Raw genomic sequence first — 14,942 nt, forward strand, 5'->3', positions numbered from 1 at the left:
GCCCGGGCCTCGTGTCAGCCCGTCGTCGCCTCGCCGTCGTCCTCGTCGACCGGCCCGACGTCGTCCACCGCCTCCTCCGGCTCCATCGGCGGGTCGGGCTGGCGGAACTTCGACCAGATCGCCCACACCACGGACACGAGCGGCACCGCGATCACCGCGCCCAGGATGCCGGCGGTGAGCGTGCCGCCGGTGACGGCGAGCGCCACGACGACGGGGTGCAGCGACACCTGCTTGCCCATGACGAGCGGCTGCAGCACGTGCCCCTCGAACTGCCCGATCAGCGCGATCCCCAGGCCGACGACCGCGGCCTGCAGCGGCCCGTTCGCGGCGAGCGCCACGATCATCGCGATCACCATCGCGGCGGGCGCGCCGATGAGGGGGATGAACGCCCCGATGAGGACCAGCACCGCGAGCGGCGCGGCGAGCGGCACGCCGATGATCGACAGCAGGACGAACGCCAGGAAGCCGTCCGTCACGGCGATGATGACGATGCCGCGGGTGTAGCCGGAGAAGGTGTACCAGCCGGCTCCGCCCGCGGTCTTCCAGGGGTCGCGCACGGAGGTGGGGAGCTGGTTGACGAACCAGGTCCACATCTCCTGGCCGCGTGCCAGGAAGAAGACCGCGCAGAAGATGGCGAGCGCGAGCGCGGTGAACACCTCGACGACCGACCCCGCGGACGCGGCGACCTGGCCGGCGAGGTCGCCCGCGTGCTCCTGCAGCCAGGTCCGCCCGTTGTCGATCCACTCGGCGATCTGCTCGTTGCTGATCGAGAACGGCAGCGGCCCGTGCTCGAGGAAGTCGACGATCTGGTCGATGCCGTCGCCGAACTGCCGGGACAGGGCCTGCCACTGGTTCGCGACGGAGTAGCCGACGTAGAAGACCATGCCGGCGAGCACGAGGAACCCGGACAGCAGTCCGAGCGCCGTCGCGAGCGGCCGGGGCATGACGCGGGAGTAGAACTCGACGACCGGCCGGAGCACCGCGGTGAGCACGAACCCGATGAACACGGCCACGAACAGCAGCTGCACCTGCGATGTGGCGAAGAACACCAGGGCGATGCCGGCGAGCAGGACGAGCAGCCGCCAGGTGATGCCGGCGGAGGTGCGGAGCCAGCGGGGGACGCCGTCGTCGGGGGCGGCCCCGGCCACGGCCCTGCGCTGGCCCGCGACGCGTCGTGACGCGGATCCTGCCGGTCCGCCGGGTCGTCCGGTCGCGTACCGGTCGACGCCGCCCTGCTCGGCCATCCTGCGTCCCACCTCCCGACGCCGCTGGTGCGACGCGCCCGCCGCGAGACCGCTCCGGACGCCATCGCCAGTGTGCCCCCACCTGCGGATGCGTGCCCGGGCGCCACTCCGTGCTAAGTTTTCTCCCGCACCTGACCGGTCGGGAAGCGCGAGAGCGCCTCTTCTCTTGGTCGGGCGTACACCCTGTCCGGGTGGCGGAATGGCAGACGCGCTAGCTTGAGGTGCTAGTGCCCGTATAGGGCGTGGGGGTTCAAGTCCCCCTCCGGACACTCGTTGAGACAGCGACGACGAAGGCCCCGGTCCCCAGGACCGGGGCCTTCGTCGTGCTCCGCCCGTTTCGGCGGGTAGCGGTCAGGATCGGGTAGCGGTCAGGATCCGGCCGCTACCCGCGCCAGGCTCGGTCCCGGCGGACGAAGCGGCCGGACCACCGGCCCCGCCGACGAGACGGGGGACCACCATGCTCCAGGGACTGGCGACGTCGAACTTCCAGGCGGCCGACCTCGCGGCGGCGCGGGCCTGGTACACCGAGCTGTTGGGCCTCGAGCCGTACTTCGTGCGGGACGGCTACCTCGAGTGGCGGCTGGGCCGCGACGGCGACGAGTTCGGCGTCGTGGACGCGCGGTTCGTGCCGGGCTCGGCGGACCGCACGCCGGGCGGGCAGTACGTCTACTGGGCGGTCGAGGACGTCGACGCGGCCGTGGCGCGGCTCGTGGCGCGCGGCGCGACGGTGCACGAGCCGCCCACGCCACGCGGCGAGGGCTTCACCACCGCGGCCGTGGTCGACCCGTTCGGCAACGTCCTCGGCGTGATGACGAACCCGCACTGGGCGGGCACCGCCGGCTGAACCGCCTCGCGCGCCGGTGACGACTGGGCCGTCCGGGGGACGGCAGATCGGGGGAACCGGCACCACGGCGGCGGGTCGTCCCCGCCGGCGTTCGCACCCGCCGCCGGCCGCGGTGCAGCCCTGACCTGCGCGGACGCCGCCCGGATGGGGCGGCACGCCCGTCGGGACACGCGCCCACGACCAGGTGGTCGGCATGGTCTTCACCCTCGAAACCGGCTCATACGCGACAAAACGGACAGTAACCTCGCCGCGACCGACGCCGCACCGGCCCCCGGAGGACACCGTGCACGCCCGCCTCGTCCCGCTGCCCCGTGTCACCGCCGCCGACGCCCGCGCGTGGCGCCGGCTGGCCGACGCCGCCGTCGAGCCGAACCTGTACCTCGACCCGCGGTTCCTCGTGCCGGCGCGGCACCGCGGCACCGACGTCCACGACCTGCGGCTGCTGGTCGTGGAGGAGGGCACGGAGTGGCTCGCGCTGCTCGCCGTCACCACGACGACCGTCGCCCCCGGCGTGCCGCTGCGCGCGGTGACCACGGGGGGCACGTTCATGACGACCCACTCCGACCGGCACCACCCGCTGGTGCGGGCGGGCCGGGAGGTGGAGGCGCTGGGCGCGCTGCTGCGCGGGCTGCGGGAGGTCGGGCTGCCGGGGCTGGTGCAGCTGCAGCACTTCCCGGCGGACGGGCCGCTCGCCGACGCGCTGGCGCGGGTGCTGGGTCGCGGCGGCATGCTGGTGCACGAGCGGCGGCGGACCGCGTCGGCGTTCGCCCGGCGCGCGGCGGTCCCGGTCGACCGGATCGCCCGCGCCGCGCCGGGGACGCCGCTCGTCGACCCGCCGCTCGCCGTCGAGCACATGGGCACCGGCCGCCGGAAGGACCTGCGCCGCCGCGTGCGCGGCCTCGCGCGGGACGCCGGCGGCCCGCTCGAGCTGCACGACGTCAGCGACGACTGCGGCGTCGACGAGGAGTTCGCGGCCTTCCAGGCAGCCGGCTGGAAGGGCGACGCCGAGCGCGGCGGCGCGGCCCTGGCGCTCGACCGGGTCGCGTACCAGTGGTTCCGCGACGTGGCGGCGGGGTTCCGGCGCGACGGCGACGCCGTCGTGCTGCGCCTGACCGCGGGCGGCGAGACGCTGTTCATGAGCTACGCGCTGCGCTCGGGCGGCGCGTACTTCGGGTTCCTCGACGCGTACGGCGAGCAGCACGGGAAGTTCAGCCCGGGCGCGGTCGGCCGGCTCGCCGAGCTGACGTACGTGCTGGCCGCGACGGACGCGACCGCCTTCGACCCGGCGTTCGACGCCCGGTACGCCACGGGGACGCAGCTGTACCCCGAGCGCCGGGAGTACGTCGACCTGCTCGTGTCGACGCGCGGGCTGGTCGCACGCACCGCGGTGCGGGCGGCGCCGGTCGCCGAGCGGCTCGGCCTCGGCGCCGCGCGTGCCGTCGGCGTGCCGCTCGTCCCCGCCGGCGGCGAGTCGCTCGCGGAGTGGCTGGCGCTCGTCGCCTGACGGCGGCCCCGCCGTCCCGACCACCCCCGCCGGTCACCTACGCTGTCCGGCGATGATCACTCGTGCCGAAGGGGCGTACCTGGGCGCCGTCCGGGCCTTCCAGAACCCGATGCTGGACCTGCTCCACAAGCGGCACGCCCCCCTCGTCGTCTCCGTGCTGTCCCTGGTCTTCACGGCCGACCGCCCCCAGGTGCCGGTCGCCGACGCGCACACCGAGGTCGGCGACGCCCTCGACCAGCTGCGCGCCGCCGGGCACGGCGACGACCTCCCCGTCGGGTCGGCGCGCGACCTGTGCCGGCAGTGGGCCGACGCCGGCTGGCTCGCCCGCCAGGTGCTCGAGGACGACGTCGAGGTCTACAGCCTGTCCGCCCACGCCGTCGGCGCGCTGGAGGTGGCGGGTCGCGCCGGCGGGACGCGCGCCCGGGTGTCGCAGTCGCGGGTGCGGACGCTGCTGGACGCCGTCGAGCGGCTGGCCGAGGACGCCGACCCCGACGCGATGATGCGGATCGCGCGGCTCGACGCCGAGATCGCCCGGCTCCGTGCCGAGCTCGACCGCGTCCAGCGGACCGGCGAGGTCGAGCAGACCGACGAGGAGACCCTGCTCGAGGAGGCGGAGAACGTCCTGCACCTCGTGCGGGAGCTGCCGGCCGACTTCGCCCGGGTCGCCGAGTCGATCAAGGCCATGCAGCGCGACGTCGTGCAGGCGCTGCGTCAGGACGAGCGGCCCACCGGCGAGGTGCTGCGGGAGTACCTGGAGCGCGGCGAGCACGTCATGGACGCGACGCCCGAGGGCCGCGCGTTCGCCGGCGCCCTGCGCCTGATCGGCGACCCGCAGCGGCTCGACGCCCTCGCCACCCAGCTGTCGACCGTGCTCCGCCACCGGTTCACGCGCCGGCTGCCCCACCAGCAGCGCGCCGAGCTCCGGGACATCGGCCGCCGCATCGAGCAGGGCCTCGACCAGGTGTTCACCGCGCAGCGCGAGGCGTCGTTCGTCATCACCGCGCAGGTCCGCAACCACGACCCGCTGCGCGACCGCCAGGTCGACGAGCTGCTCCGCGACGTGATGACCGGGCTCCAGACGTGGGTGCCCGGCGCCCGCCGCGGCCAGGCGGTCGACCCGCTGCGCCGCCTGCCGGTCGCGGAGGTCGAGCACCTGCGCCAGACCGCCGGCGACCTCCGCCCCGCCGAGCCGCCGAGCCCGCTCGCCGCGTGGGAGGACGACGACTCCGACTCGTCGGCCGCCGAGGCGCTCGCCTGGGGCGGCCCGCACTACGCCGACCTCGGATCGCACCTGGCGGCGTTCGCCGGGGCGTCCGGCACGGTCGACGTCGGCCAGGCGTTCAACGCGGCGCCCGAGGCGCTGCGCCGGCCGGTCGACCTGCTCGGCCTGCTCGAGATCGCGCACCAGCGGGGCATGACGGAGACCGACGAGGTCGCCTACGTCGACGCGGTGCGCCCGGACGGCACCCGGCGGCGGTTCGCGTTCGGCGGCGTGACGACACTGACGAAGGACGAGGACGATGACTGACACCACGACGGCCGACACCGCGGTCCCGGGCGCCGACGACGTGGACCCGTTCATCGACACGGTGTCGATGGAGGAGGACCCGGCCGAGCTGTTCCCCGGCGACTCCGGGACGCTCGACGCCGACGTCCGGCGCGTCCTCGTCCGGCTGCTGCAGCGCCGGTTCCTGCTGGCCGAGAAGAACCGGCAGCAGTGGCGCACGCTGCTCGACAACCAGCAGGTCATCGAGTCCCGGCTGCACGACCTGTTCGTGCACCTCGTCGTCGACCACCAGCGCGGCATCGCCTACAAGCGCCAGGTCCGCTCCGACGAGCTCGACGTGCCCGTCCTGCTGCGCGACGAGGCGTACACGCGCGCCGAGACGCTGGTGCTCGTGCACCTGCGCACCGTGTTCCAGCGCGAGCGCGGCGCGGGGGAGACCTCGGCGCGCGTCGACGTCGAGGAGATCGAGCAGACCGCGCTCACCTACTTCGACCCCGACGACACGAACGTCGCCGCCCGGCAGCGGGAGATCCGCGCCGCGGTGCTGCGGCTCGCCAAGGAGGGCGTGGTCGAGGAGGAGTCCGAGGGCCGGTACCGGGTCACGCCACTGGTCGAGGTGGTGCTGAGCAACGAGCGGCTGTCCGAGCTGAGCGTCTGGCTGCGCGAGCAGGTCCGGAGCGGCGGCGCGGTCGCGCTGGACGACGTCCCGGTCGAGGAGCCTGCGACCGAGGAGCCGGTGGCCGACGAGCCCGAGGACGAGGCGCCCTCCGCCGACGCCGAGCAGCCGCCCGCCGACGCCGACGGGACCGCCGAGCTCGGGCCGACGCTCGAGGAGGCCGCCGCGGCCGACGAGCCCGACGACGCCCCCGAGGACGACGCCCCCGCCGCCGACGCGCCCCGCACCGACGACGCCTCCGAGGAGGTCGCACGATGACGATGGTCGACACCCTGTTCGGCTTGATCCCGGCCGCGTCGACGGGCCAGCAGTGGGTCGCGGGCGACCTGCAGCTCGTCAACTGGGGCGGCTACGACGGCCACCACCGGGTCCGGTTCGCGCCGACCGCGACGCTGCTGTCCGGCGGGTCCGGCTCCGGCAAGTCGACGCTGATGGACGCGTACATCGCGCTGCTGATGCCGCACACGACGCCGTTCAACGGCGCGTCGAACGGCGGGGTCGTCGGCCGCCCGCGCGGCAAGGACCAGCGGAACATCCTGTCCTACGCGCGCGGCAAGCTCGACGAGACGCGGGACGCGGACGGCACGAAGCAGCGCGTGCTGCGCGGAGACGGCCGGGACACCTGGTCGGCGATCGCGATGACCTGGGTCGACCAGGCCGGCCGCGAGCTGACCGGCGTGCGCGCCTGGTACGTGCCGTCGGCCGCCCGGACGCTCGAGGACGTCATCGCGCTGCGCGCGACGGCGGACGGCGCCTTCGACCTGCGCGACCTGGAGGCCGCCGCGGCCGACCGGTTCCCGCGCCCCGTGCTCACCGCGGCCGGCCTGACCCCCTTCGACACGGACCGCGAGTTCACGGCGCGGCTGCACTCGACGCTGGGCATCGGCGCGACCGGCGACGGCGCGAAGGCGGTCGCGCTGCTCGGCCGGATCCAGGCAGGCCAGCAGATCACCACGGTCGACGCGCTGTACAAGGCGATGGTCCTGGAGGAGCCGAGCACGTTCGCGACGGCCGACGCCGTGGTCGAGCAGTTCGACAAGCTGTCCGGCACCCGCGAGCAGATGATCACGGCCCGTCAGCAGGTCAAGGCGCTGGAGCCGATCCGCGCGCACCGCGCGGCGCTGGACGAGGCGGCCGAGCGGCTGCGGGTCATCGACCGGGTCGGCACCGTCGACGACGAGCGGTCGACGGCCGCGCTCTGGCGGCACGAGCGGCGGCTCGGCCTGCTGCGCGCCGTCGAGGAGGAGCTGGGCCGCGAGCACCAGCACGCCGAGAAGCGCGCCGCCGAGACCACCGGCCGGATCGCCGCCGCGCGGTCCGAGCTCGAGGGCGTCCGGGAGACCCTGTGGTCGTCGGGCGGCGACCGCCTGGCCACCGCGCAGCGTGAGCTCGTCGCGACCGAGGACCGGCTGGAGCGCGTCACCCGCGCCCGCGGGCGGCTGGACGACGTGCTGCGCACGGCCTTCGGCACCACGGTGTCGAGCGAGAAGGAGTTCGACGCGCTGGCCGCGCGCGGACGCCAGGCGCAGGCGGACGGCGACGGCAAGTCCGAGGCGCGGGCCGAGTTCGGCACCGCGATGTCGGAGAAGAAGGCCGCCGGGGTCGACCTGGCGGTGCTGCGCTCCGACCGCGAGGCCGTGGCCCGCCGGCAGGACAACATCCCGGGCGACCTGCACCGGGCGCGCGCGGCGCTGGCCGAGGCCGCCGGGCTGACGCCGGAGGAGCTGCCGTTCGTCGCCGAGCTGGTCGAGGTCCGCACCGAGCACGAGCCGTGGCGGGACGCGTTCAACCTGGCGCTGGGCGGGTTCGCCACGCTGCTGCTGATCGACGCCGCGCACGTGACGGCGTTCCGGCGCGCGATCGACGCCGTGCCCACGGCGCGCCGCATCCGGTTCGAGGGCGTGCCGACCGACCTGCGGTCCGACGTGGCGCTGGACCCGCGCACGCTGCCGGGGCGGCTCGACTTCCGGAACGGCCCGTTCACCGGCTGGCTGCGCAGCGAGCTCGCGAGCCGGTTCGCGTTCGTCTGCGTCGACACCCCCGGCGAGCTGTCGCAGCACCCGAAGGCGCTGACCCGGTCGGGCCAGGTCTCCGAGGGGCGCCGGGGCGCGCACGGCGGCCAGGGCCGCGCCAACGTGCTGGGCTTCACCAACACCCGCCGCCTGGCGCACCTGGACGAGCAGATCGCCGCCGCGCAGGCCCGGCTGGACGACGCGGAGCGCCAGGTGCGTGCCGCCGAGGACCGGCTGGACGCCCACGACGTCGAGCTGCGCGCGTACGAGCAGCTGGACGCGGTGAGCTGGGACCAGGTGGACGTCGCCGCCGTCGAGGCCGAGCGCGCCCGCTGGGCGACGGTCATCGAGGACGTCACGTCCGGCAACCCCGAGGTGACCCGGCTGCAGCAGCGGGTCGTCGAGCTCGAGAAGACCATCCGCGACCTGACCGAGGAGGTCGGCCGGACCAAGGGCTCTGCCGAGGACCTGGGCGGGCGCTGGTCGACGATCACCGACGAGGTGGACGCGGCGCAGCTCGCGCTCGACGAGGCGCAGGACGCCGGCGTGACGGTCGGTGACGACCAGCGGGCGTACCTGGACGCGCTGCTGGGCGGGTCGGCGGGGGCCGGGACGCCGGGCGGGGCGCGCCCGGCGCCCGCCGCCGCGCTCGCCGCGTTCGACAGCACCGTCGTGCGGGCGAACGAGATCCTGCGCACCGACCTGCTCGCCGCGCAGCAGACGATCGGCGCGGCGCGCGAGGCGCTGCGCCGGACGTTCGAGACGTTCGTCGAGCGGTGGCCCGACCCGAACCTCGGCACCGACCCCGACGGCTCGTACGCCGACTTCGCGCGCATCCTCGGGGCCCTGGAGACGTCGGGGCTGCACGAGCTCGAGGCCGAGTGGCGCAAGAGCCTGCTGCGGCTGTCCGGCAACGACCTCACGGACCTGCACCACGGTCTCAGCAGGTCGGTCCGGGAGATCAAGGAGCGCATCCAGCCGGTCAACGACATCCTCGGCGACCTCCCGTTCGCCGACGACGAACACCGGCTCCGCATCGAGGCCCGGGACACGCAGTCGACGGTCGTGGCGCGGTTCCGCAAGGAGCTCAAGGACCTCCAGGAGCTGCTGGCCACCGAGGCGTCCGACGCCGAGCGCGAGCGCCGCTACCACCGGATGGCCAAGGTCATCGAGCGGATCCGGCGCACGTCCCCGGACTTCGCCGACCTGGTCGACGTCCGGCGGCACGTCCGGCTGAGCGCCGAGAAGGTCGATCTCGACGGCAACCACGTGGCGCTGTACGACCACATCGGCGAGAAGTCCGGCGGCGAGTCGCAGGAGCTCGTCGCGTTCATCGTCGGGGCGGCCCTGCGGTACCAGCTCGGCGATGCCGGGGCCCCGCGCCCGCGGTACGCGCCGGTGTTCCTGGACGAGGCGCTGATCAAGGCGGACGCCCGGTTCACCGGCCGGGCGATCGGGGCGTGGCGCGGGCTCGGGTTCCAGCTGGTGATCGGTGCGCCTAACGACAAGTTCAGCGCGCTGGAGCCGCACGTGGATCTCAAGTACGTCGTGCTCAAGGACACCGCGGGCCGGTCGCGCACCAAGCCGGTCGCGGGCGTCGCAGCTGACGTCGCGGCCGGCTGACGCGGGCAGGTCGGGGAGGCGCGGCGGTGGAGCCGGAGGTGCTGCTGGTGGCCGGACGGTCGGGCTCGGGCAAGTCGTCGGTGGCGTTCGAGCTGTCGGCGCGCTGGCAGCGGTTCGGCCTGGCGCACTGCCTGGTCGACGGTGACAACCTCTCGGCCGCGTACCCGAGGCCGGCGTCCGACCCGCACGGCACCGCGCTGACCGAGGCCAACCTGCGGGCGGTCTGGGGCACGTACGCCGCGGCCGGCTACCGGCGGCTCGTCTACGTCAACACGGTCAGCGTGCTGGAGCGCGAGCTCGTGACCCGCGCGCTCGGCGGCCGGGCGCGGGTGTCGGGCGTGCTGCTCACCGCGTCGGCGCGGACGATCCGCGAGCGGCTCGGGGCGCGGGAGATCGGGTCGGCGCTGCGCGAGCACCTGGACCGGTCCGCCGCGGCGGCCGAGCTGCTCGACCGCGCGGCGGGGCCGTGGGTGACGCGCGTGGGCACGGACGGCCGGACGGTCGAGGACCTCGCGGCCGCGGTCGCGGCGGCCTCCGGCTGGGAGGCCTGAGCCGGGCCGACGAGTGGTCGGCCGCCGTGGCCGGTCCCGCCGACCGTGCCGGCCGGTCCCGCCCGTCTCCGGCTCGTGCGCGGTCTCCGGCCGAGCATGGCGCCGAGCGAGGACCATCGGCCCGAGGTAGGGCCGTGGACGGTCCGACCTCGGCGGAGCGGTCCTACCTCGGCGTCGAGGGCGGGCGTGCTCGGGCTGCGGTACGCGATCGACCTCGTGGGCGGCGACCCGGACGGCCGGTCGGCGCGGGTCGCCGACTGACGGACAGCGCTGGGCGTCGAGCCGGCGGAGCGGTTCGTCGGGTTCGGGCGGCCGGTGCTCGCGCCCGTCACCGGCACGGTGGTCGTCGCCCACGGGGTGGTCCCGCCGGAGGGCGCGGTCGTGGCGCGCGCGTCACCCCCGGGGGCTCGCGAATCGGCCCCGCTCTGGGTTCGGTGCCTCGTGCCGACGTCGGTGGATGCGGGCACCGAACTCGGCGGGACGGACCGAAGCGGCGGCAGGCGCGCGGGCGGACGCCCGTGCGCGCCCCGGCGGCGCGGTCGCGTCAGTGCGCGTGCGTCCCGCCGCCCGGTCCCGCGACGTCCCGCGCCGCGCCCGGGTCGGCCGCCGCGGACTCCGCGGCCTCGTCCGCCGCGAGCGGCTCGGACGCCTCGTCGGTGTGCGCGACGTGCCGCAGCTGGCCCCAGATCAGGACGACGAACAGCGCCGAGCCCGCGAACGCGAACCAGAACGGCGCGGTGACCCCCCACCGCTCGGCGAGCAGGCCGCCGGCCGCGGACCCGAGCACCAGCCCGCCGAACACGCCGACGGTGTTCACGCTGCCGACCCGCCCCTGCAGCGCCGGCGGGACGGCCCGCTGCCGCACGCTGACCGACGTCGTCCCCCAGACGAACGCGTGCGCGCCGAACAGGAAGAGGATGACGACCGCGACCCACGCCTGCCGGGTCAGCGCGAGCCCGAGGTGGGTGAGCGTCTCCAGGACCAGGCCGATGCGCATGAGGTTGCCGAGCGACACCCGCCGCGTGATCCAGCCGTAGGCGAGGCCGCCGACCAGCCCGCCGCACGCGCTGACCGTCGTGAGCAGGCCGTAGCCGATCTCGCCGAGCCCGAGCCGCCGGGTCGCGTACAGCACGAGCACCGACCACGCGGCGCCGAACGTGATGTTGAAGATGAAGATGGTGAGCACCAGCGTGCGGACGGCGGCGTGCCGCACGGTCCAGCGGAAGCCCTCGGCGATGTCCCGGCCCAGGTGGCCGGGGGTCCCGGGCTCGCGCGGGTGCGCCGGCAGGGCGATCTTCGCCACCAGCAGCGCGGCCGCGGCGACGACGACCGCCTGGGTCGCGAACGGCCACAGCCAGCCGGCGGCGAACAGAGCGGCACCGACCGGCGGCCCCGCGAGCTGGTTGACGGTGATGAAGCCGACCTGGAGCCGCGAGTTCGCCAGGGCGAGGTCGTCGCGCGCGACCAGCATCGGCAGGAACGTCTGCGCGGCGTTGTCGGCGAACACCTCGGCCGTGCCCAGCAGGAACAGCGCGCCGAGCACCAGGCCGATCGTGACGTGCCCGGACGCCAGCGTGACCGCCAGCGCTGCCAGGACGACCGCCCGGACCACGTCGACCACCAGCACGATCCGGCGCCGGTCCCACCGGTCGGCGAGCGCGCCGGCGAGCAGCCCGAACAGCAGGGGCGGCAGCCACTGGAGCGTCGCGGCGAGCGCCACCAGCCGCGCGTCGTCGGTGAGCGACGCGACCAGCAGCGGCCCCGCGGCGATCGCGATGCCGTCCGCGAGGTTGCTGGTCCACGACGAGGCGATGAGCCACCGGAACGGGACCCCGAGCCGGGCGGGCAGGACGGTCTGGACGAGGCGGCTCACAAGGGCGAGATGCTAGCCCGCGCCCGGACGGCGACCGACCTCATTCCTCCAGCGCTTCGAGGATCGTGGCGGCGACCCGCGCGTCGGAGAGGTAGCCGGAGATCCCGTGCTGGTTCGACGTCGGGTTGTCGACCTTGCCGTAGTCGTCGATCCGGTCGACCGGGAACCAGGGCGCCGTCAGCGGGCGCAGGGCGACGAGGTCGTCGGGGTCGTAGGCGTTGAACCAGGTCCCGACCCGGTCCGGCCAGGACACCGGGCGCAGCGTCCGGCTGATGTTCGTCACGCCCAGCGGCGACCCGAGGGTGACGAGCAGGGGCACGTCCCAGCCCCGCGGCCCGGCCTCGCGGCGCAGCAGGTTGTACGCGACGACGGTGCCGAGCGAGTGCGACACCACGACCGCGCCCTGCGTGCCGTCCAGGGCTTTCCGCACCCCGTCCTCGATCGTGTCCCGCACCCGGACGTTGTGCAGGTACTGGTAGACGTCCCGGGTGGCGAGCGCGATCGACCACGCGCTGACGTTCGGCAGCCGGTCCAGCGCGGCCAGCGTCGCCCGGACCCAGGCCCAGTTCATCGGCCCGCGCTCGACGACGTCCTCCGTGCCGGCCTCCCGCGCGGCGTCCTCGGTCACGCCCGCCCGCTCGGCGACCTCCAGCAGCGCCTCGCGGACGAACAGCGTCTCCGCGTCGGGTCCGTCGTCGTCCCCGCGCACCACGACGTCGGCCGCCCGGTCGGCGTCGCCGGAGACGAGGTCGAACAGCGTCTGGCCGTAGTACGGCAGCCGCACCCGGTCGTCCGGCAGGTCCAGCGGGCGACCGGCGTGGTGCGCGCCCTCGTCCAGCGCGCCGAGCCACTCCCGCTTCACGGCCAGCGGGTCCTTGTGCTCCTGGGCCCGGCCGTGCACCAGCACGAGCGTCCTCATGGCTCCTCCTCGGGTCGGGCGGGCGGTGCGGCGGGACCGGCGGCGGCGACCTCGGCCACCCGGTCCGCGTTCTCGGCGGCGAACAGGGTCCAGTGCGACGGCAGTCGCGCCGGGAACGACAGCGCCCGGTCCTGCACGGCCGGGGGCGCGGCCGCGAGCAGCGGCCAGCCCCGCGACAGCATCGGCACGGGGGTCAGCAGGCCGGCCCAGTCCACCGGGCGGTCGTCGCGCGCGGGGTCGGGGCCGGAGGCCAGCAGGGCGACGTCGAACAGCCGCGCCCCCGGGGACCCGGGCCGCGCGAGCTCGGCCACGGCGGACCGGCGACCCCGGTCGTGCAGCTCCCACGCGCGGTAGAGGACGGCGAGCGGGTCGGCGTCCGAGGCGGCCTCGCCGTCCTCGTCGTCATCCGGGCGCAGGCCGAACCGCGACCACGCGGCTGCCAGCGCGCGGCGCGCCACGGCGCCGTCGATGCCGGGCGGAGGCGGGACGTCAGCGCCGGGGGCCCGGGGGAGGGCGCAGTCGACCAGCCGCCCGTCCTCGACGGTCGCGAGGGTGACGCGCCCGGGCAGGGTGGGCAGCACCGCGCACCCGCCGGACGCGAAGGTCACCACCACCGCGGTCGGGGTGACGGGCTCGACGGCGAGCGCGCGGTCGCCCTGGACCACCACGAGCGGGCCCTTCCCGGCGGGACCGACGGCCGCGATCTCCGGCTCGGGCGCGGGCAGGGGCAGAGGCACGCCGCCACCGGGGGTGGGCGGCTCGCCGCGGGGCCCGCCGGGCGGGGGCACGGCGACGGAGGCGCCGGACGGGGGCGCCGCGGCGGCCGCACCCGCGCCGGCGAGCCCCACGGCCAGCCCGAGCACCAGGCGGTCGGCGGCCTCGACGGCGGCGGCGCGGGCCGGGGTGACGGGGGTCGCGGAGCCGGGTGCGGGGGACGTGGTCGGGGTGGCCGACGGCTGTACGGGCGGCGGGGCAGCGGGGGACGGCGGCCCGGGCGACGGTGCCGCGGGGGACGAGGGCCCGGACGACGCGGCCGCGGGGGACGGGGGCCTGGGCCACGCGGCCGCGGGGGACGGCTGGGCGGGCGACGGGGGCGCAGGCGGCGGTGCCGCGGGGGACGGCGGGGCAGGGATCGGCGACGAGGACGGCTCCGGCGGGGAGGACGCCGCCGCGGTCGCGGCCGAGTCGTCCCCGTCGGCGGCGCCGTCGGCCGCCGTCCCGTCCGCCACGCCCACCGCCCCCTCCGCCACGCCCGCCGTCCCGTCCGCCACCCCCGCCGCCGGGCCCGCCACGCCCGCGGGCCACGGCTCGAGCCGCGACAGCCACGCGTCCACGGGGTCGGACGACAGCCGGGCGTCCGGGGTCTGGACCAGGTCGAGCGGCGCGTGCGCCGCCGTGAGGCGCTCCGCGACCAGGCGCGGCAGCGCGCGCTTCAGCGGCCACGGCTGCACGAGCCCGAAGCCCGCGCCGGTCCCCGGCGTGACGAGCGCCGGGTGGTCGCCCCGCAGCGCCCCGACGAGCGCCGAGGTGAACAGCGCCCGGTAGGCCGCGCCCGACGCGGCGGGGTCCTTCACCTCGTAGGCGGGGTCGCCGAGCGCGCAGGCGTAGAACACGTCGACCGCGGCCGCCGGCCCCCGTGGCGGCAGGTTCGGCACGACCGCCACGCCCTGCACGCTCAGCTCCTGCACGGTGCTCGCGGCGGTGCGGCACGCATCGGACACCAGCACGACGTGCCGGACGGGCAGCCGCTCGGCGAACCACGAGGTCAGCGACACGTTCACGGCCTGGCTGCCGTCCTCGGGGGCGCCGGTCAGGAGCCAGAACTCGGCGTTGCCGGTGTTGATGCCGTGGCCGCTGAAGTACACGACGAGCTGGTCGACGTCGCCCCGGTCCACGAGCGCCCGGACGCCGGCGAGCACGGCGCCGGACGTGACCGGCGCGCCGTCGTCGTCGGTGAACGTGAGCACGAGGTCGTCGGGCACGCCCTGCTCGGCCGCCCATGACCGCACGTCGGCGACCGCTCCGGGCACGGCGGGGAGCTCGGGGAACCGGCCCCCGGTTCGGGCGACGCCCACCAGGACCAGCGCGCGCGCCACGGCGCTCACCCGACCTGTCGGGTGGCGGACGGGTACGGGCGGGCGGCCATCTCGACTCCGTCGTCCAGGGGGACCCTTCGAGTGCAGCACCGG

Annotated in this window: 10 protein-coding genes and 1 tRNA gene; 7 read left to right on the forward strand and 4 right to left on the reverse strand. The window is 76.0% G+C overall.

All coding sequences use genetic code 11. The features are described 5' to 3' along the window. Positions 1–14: 14 nt before the first annotated feature. Positions 15–1,148, reverse strand: a complete 1,134-nt coding sequence (locus Cpa01nite_RS15035; RefSeq protein WP_239068825.1) for an AI-2E family transporter — start codon at positions 1,146–1,148, stop codon at positions 15–17. 281 nt (positions 1,149–1,429) lie between these two features. On the opposite strand from Cpa01nite_RS15035, the gene Cpa01nite_RS15040 reads away from it, so the two are divergent. From Cpa01nite_RS15040 to Cpa01nite_RS15070, 7 genes are all read left to right on the forward strand, one after another. Then, a tRNA-Leu gene (locus tag Cpa01nite_RS15040) sits at positions 1,430–1,513 on the forward strand. Between the two features lie 188 nt (positions 1,514–1,701). Continuing rightward, entirely contained in the window at positions 1,702–2,088 is a 387-nt protein-coding gene (locus Cpa01nite_RS15045) for a VOC family protein (protein ID WP_203669569.1), read from the forward strand. Positions 2,089–2,371: 283 nt separating this feature from the next. Further along, the gene (locus Cpa01nite_RS15050; RefSeq protein ID WP_203669570.1) at positions 2,372–3,592 is read left to right on the forward strand and encodes a GNAT family N-acetyltransferase; all 1,221 of its coding nucleotides are present in this window, start codon (positions 2,372–2,374) and stop codon (positions 3,590–3,592) included. Between the two features lie 52 nt (positions 3,593–3,644). Then, the gene (locus Cpa01nite_RS15055; protein WP_203669571.1) at positions 3,645–5,120 is read left to right on the forward strand and encodes a DUF3375 domain-containing protein; all 1,476 of its coding nucleotides are present in this window, start codon (positions 3,645–3,647) and stop codon (positions 5,118–5,120) included. Further along, complete coding sequence (locus Cpa01nite_RS18985) at positions 5,113–6,033, forward strand: DUF4194 domain-containing protein (protein ID WP_373307444.1); 921 nt, start codon at positions 5,113–5,115, stop codon at positions 6,031–6,033. The genes Cpa01nite_RS15055 and Cpa01nite_RS18985 overlap by 8 nt, the downstream gene beginning before the upstream one ends. Further along, positions 6,030–9,410: an ATP-binding protein gene (locus tag Cpa01nite_RS15065; protein WP_203669572.1), complete on the forward strand. Its 3,381-nt coding sequence runs from the start codon at positions 6,030–6,032 to the stop codon at positions 9,408–9,410. The genes Cpa01nite_RS18985 and Cpa01nite_RS15065 overlap by 4 nt, the downstream gene beginning before the upstream one ends. A 26-nt stretch (positions 9,411–9,436) precedes the next feature. Continuing rightward, complete coding sequence (locus Cpa01nite_RS15070; protein ID WP_203669573.1) at positions 9,437–9,961, forward strand: adenylyl-sulfate kinase; 525 nt, start codon at positions 9,437–9,439, stop codon at positions 9,959–9,961. Positions 9,962–10,505: 544 nt separating this feature from the next. Here Cpa01nite_RS15070 and Cpa01nite_RS15075 read toward each other — a convergent pair. From Cpa01nite_RS15075 to Cpa01nite_RS15085, 3 genes are read right to left on the reverse strand one after another with little or no spacing between them, the layout of a single operon-like run. Continuing rightward, positions 10,506–11,834, reverse strand: coding sequence for an MFS transporter (locus Cpa01nite_RS15075; protein WP_203669574.1), 1,329 nt, complete (start codon positions 11,832–11,834; stop codon positions 10,506–10,508). Between the two features lie 40 nt (positions 11,835–11,874). After that, the gene (locus Cpa01nite_RS15080; RefSeq protein ID WP_203669575.1) at positions 11,875–12,753 is read right to left on the reverse strand and encodes a hypothetical protein; all 879 of its coding nucleotides are present in this window, start codon (positions 12,751–12,753) and stop codon (positions 11,875–11,877) included. Then, positions 12,750–14,849, reverse strand: a complete 2,100-nt coding sequence (locus tag Cpa01nite_RS15085; protein WP_203669576.1) for a caspase family protein — start codon at positions 14,847–14,849, stop codon at positions 12,750–12,752. The genes Cpa01nite_RS15080 and Cpa01nite_RS15085 overlap by 4 nt, the downstream gene beginning before the upstream one ends. Positions 14,850–14,942: the final 93 nt, after the last annotated feature.

The sequence above is a fragment of the Cellulomonas pakistanensis genome (assembly GCF_016862755.1).
Lineage (GTDB): Bacteria > Actinomycetota > Actinomycetes > Actinomycetales > Cellulomonadaceae > Cellulomonas > Cellulomonas pakistanensis.

Excerpts from the sequence above, each read along its gene's own strand:
- Cpa01nite_RS15080 (WP_203669575.1), bottom strand. The coding sequence starts at position 12,753 with ATGAGGACGCTCGTGCTGGTGCACGGCCGGGCCCAGGAGCACAAGGAC.
- Cpa01nite_RS15065 (WP_203669572.1), top strand. The coding sequence starts at position 6,030 with ATGACGATGGTCGACACCCTGTTCGGCTTGATCCCGGCCGCGTCGACG.
- Cpa01nite_RS15055 (WP_203669571.1), top strand. The coding sequence starts at position 3,645 with ATGATCACTCGTGCCGAAGGGGCGTACCTGGGCGCCGTCCGGGCCTTC.
- Cpa01nite_RS15045 (WP_203669569.1), top strand. The coding sequence starts at position 1,702 with ATGCTCCAGGGACTGGCGACGTCGAACTTCCAGGCGGCCGACCTCGCG.
- Cpa01nite_RS18985 (WP_373307444.1), top strand. The coding sequence starts at position 5,113 with ATGACTGACACCACGACGGCCGACACCGCGGTCCCGGGCGCCGACGAC.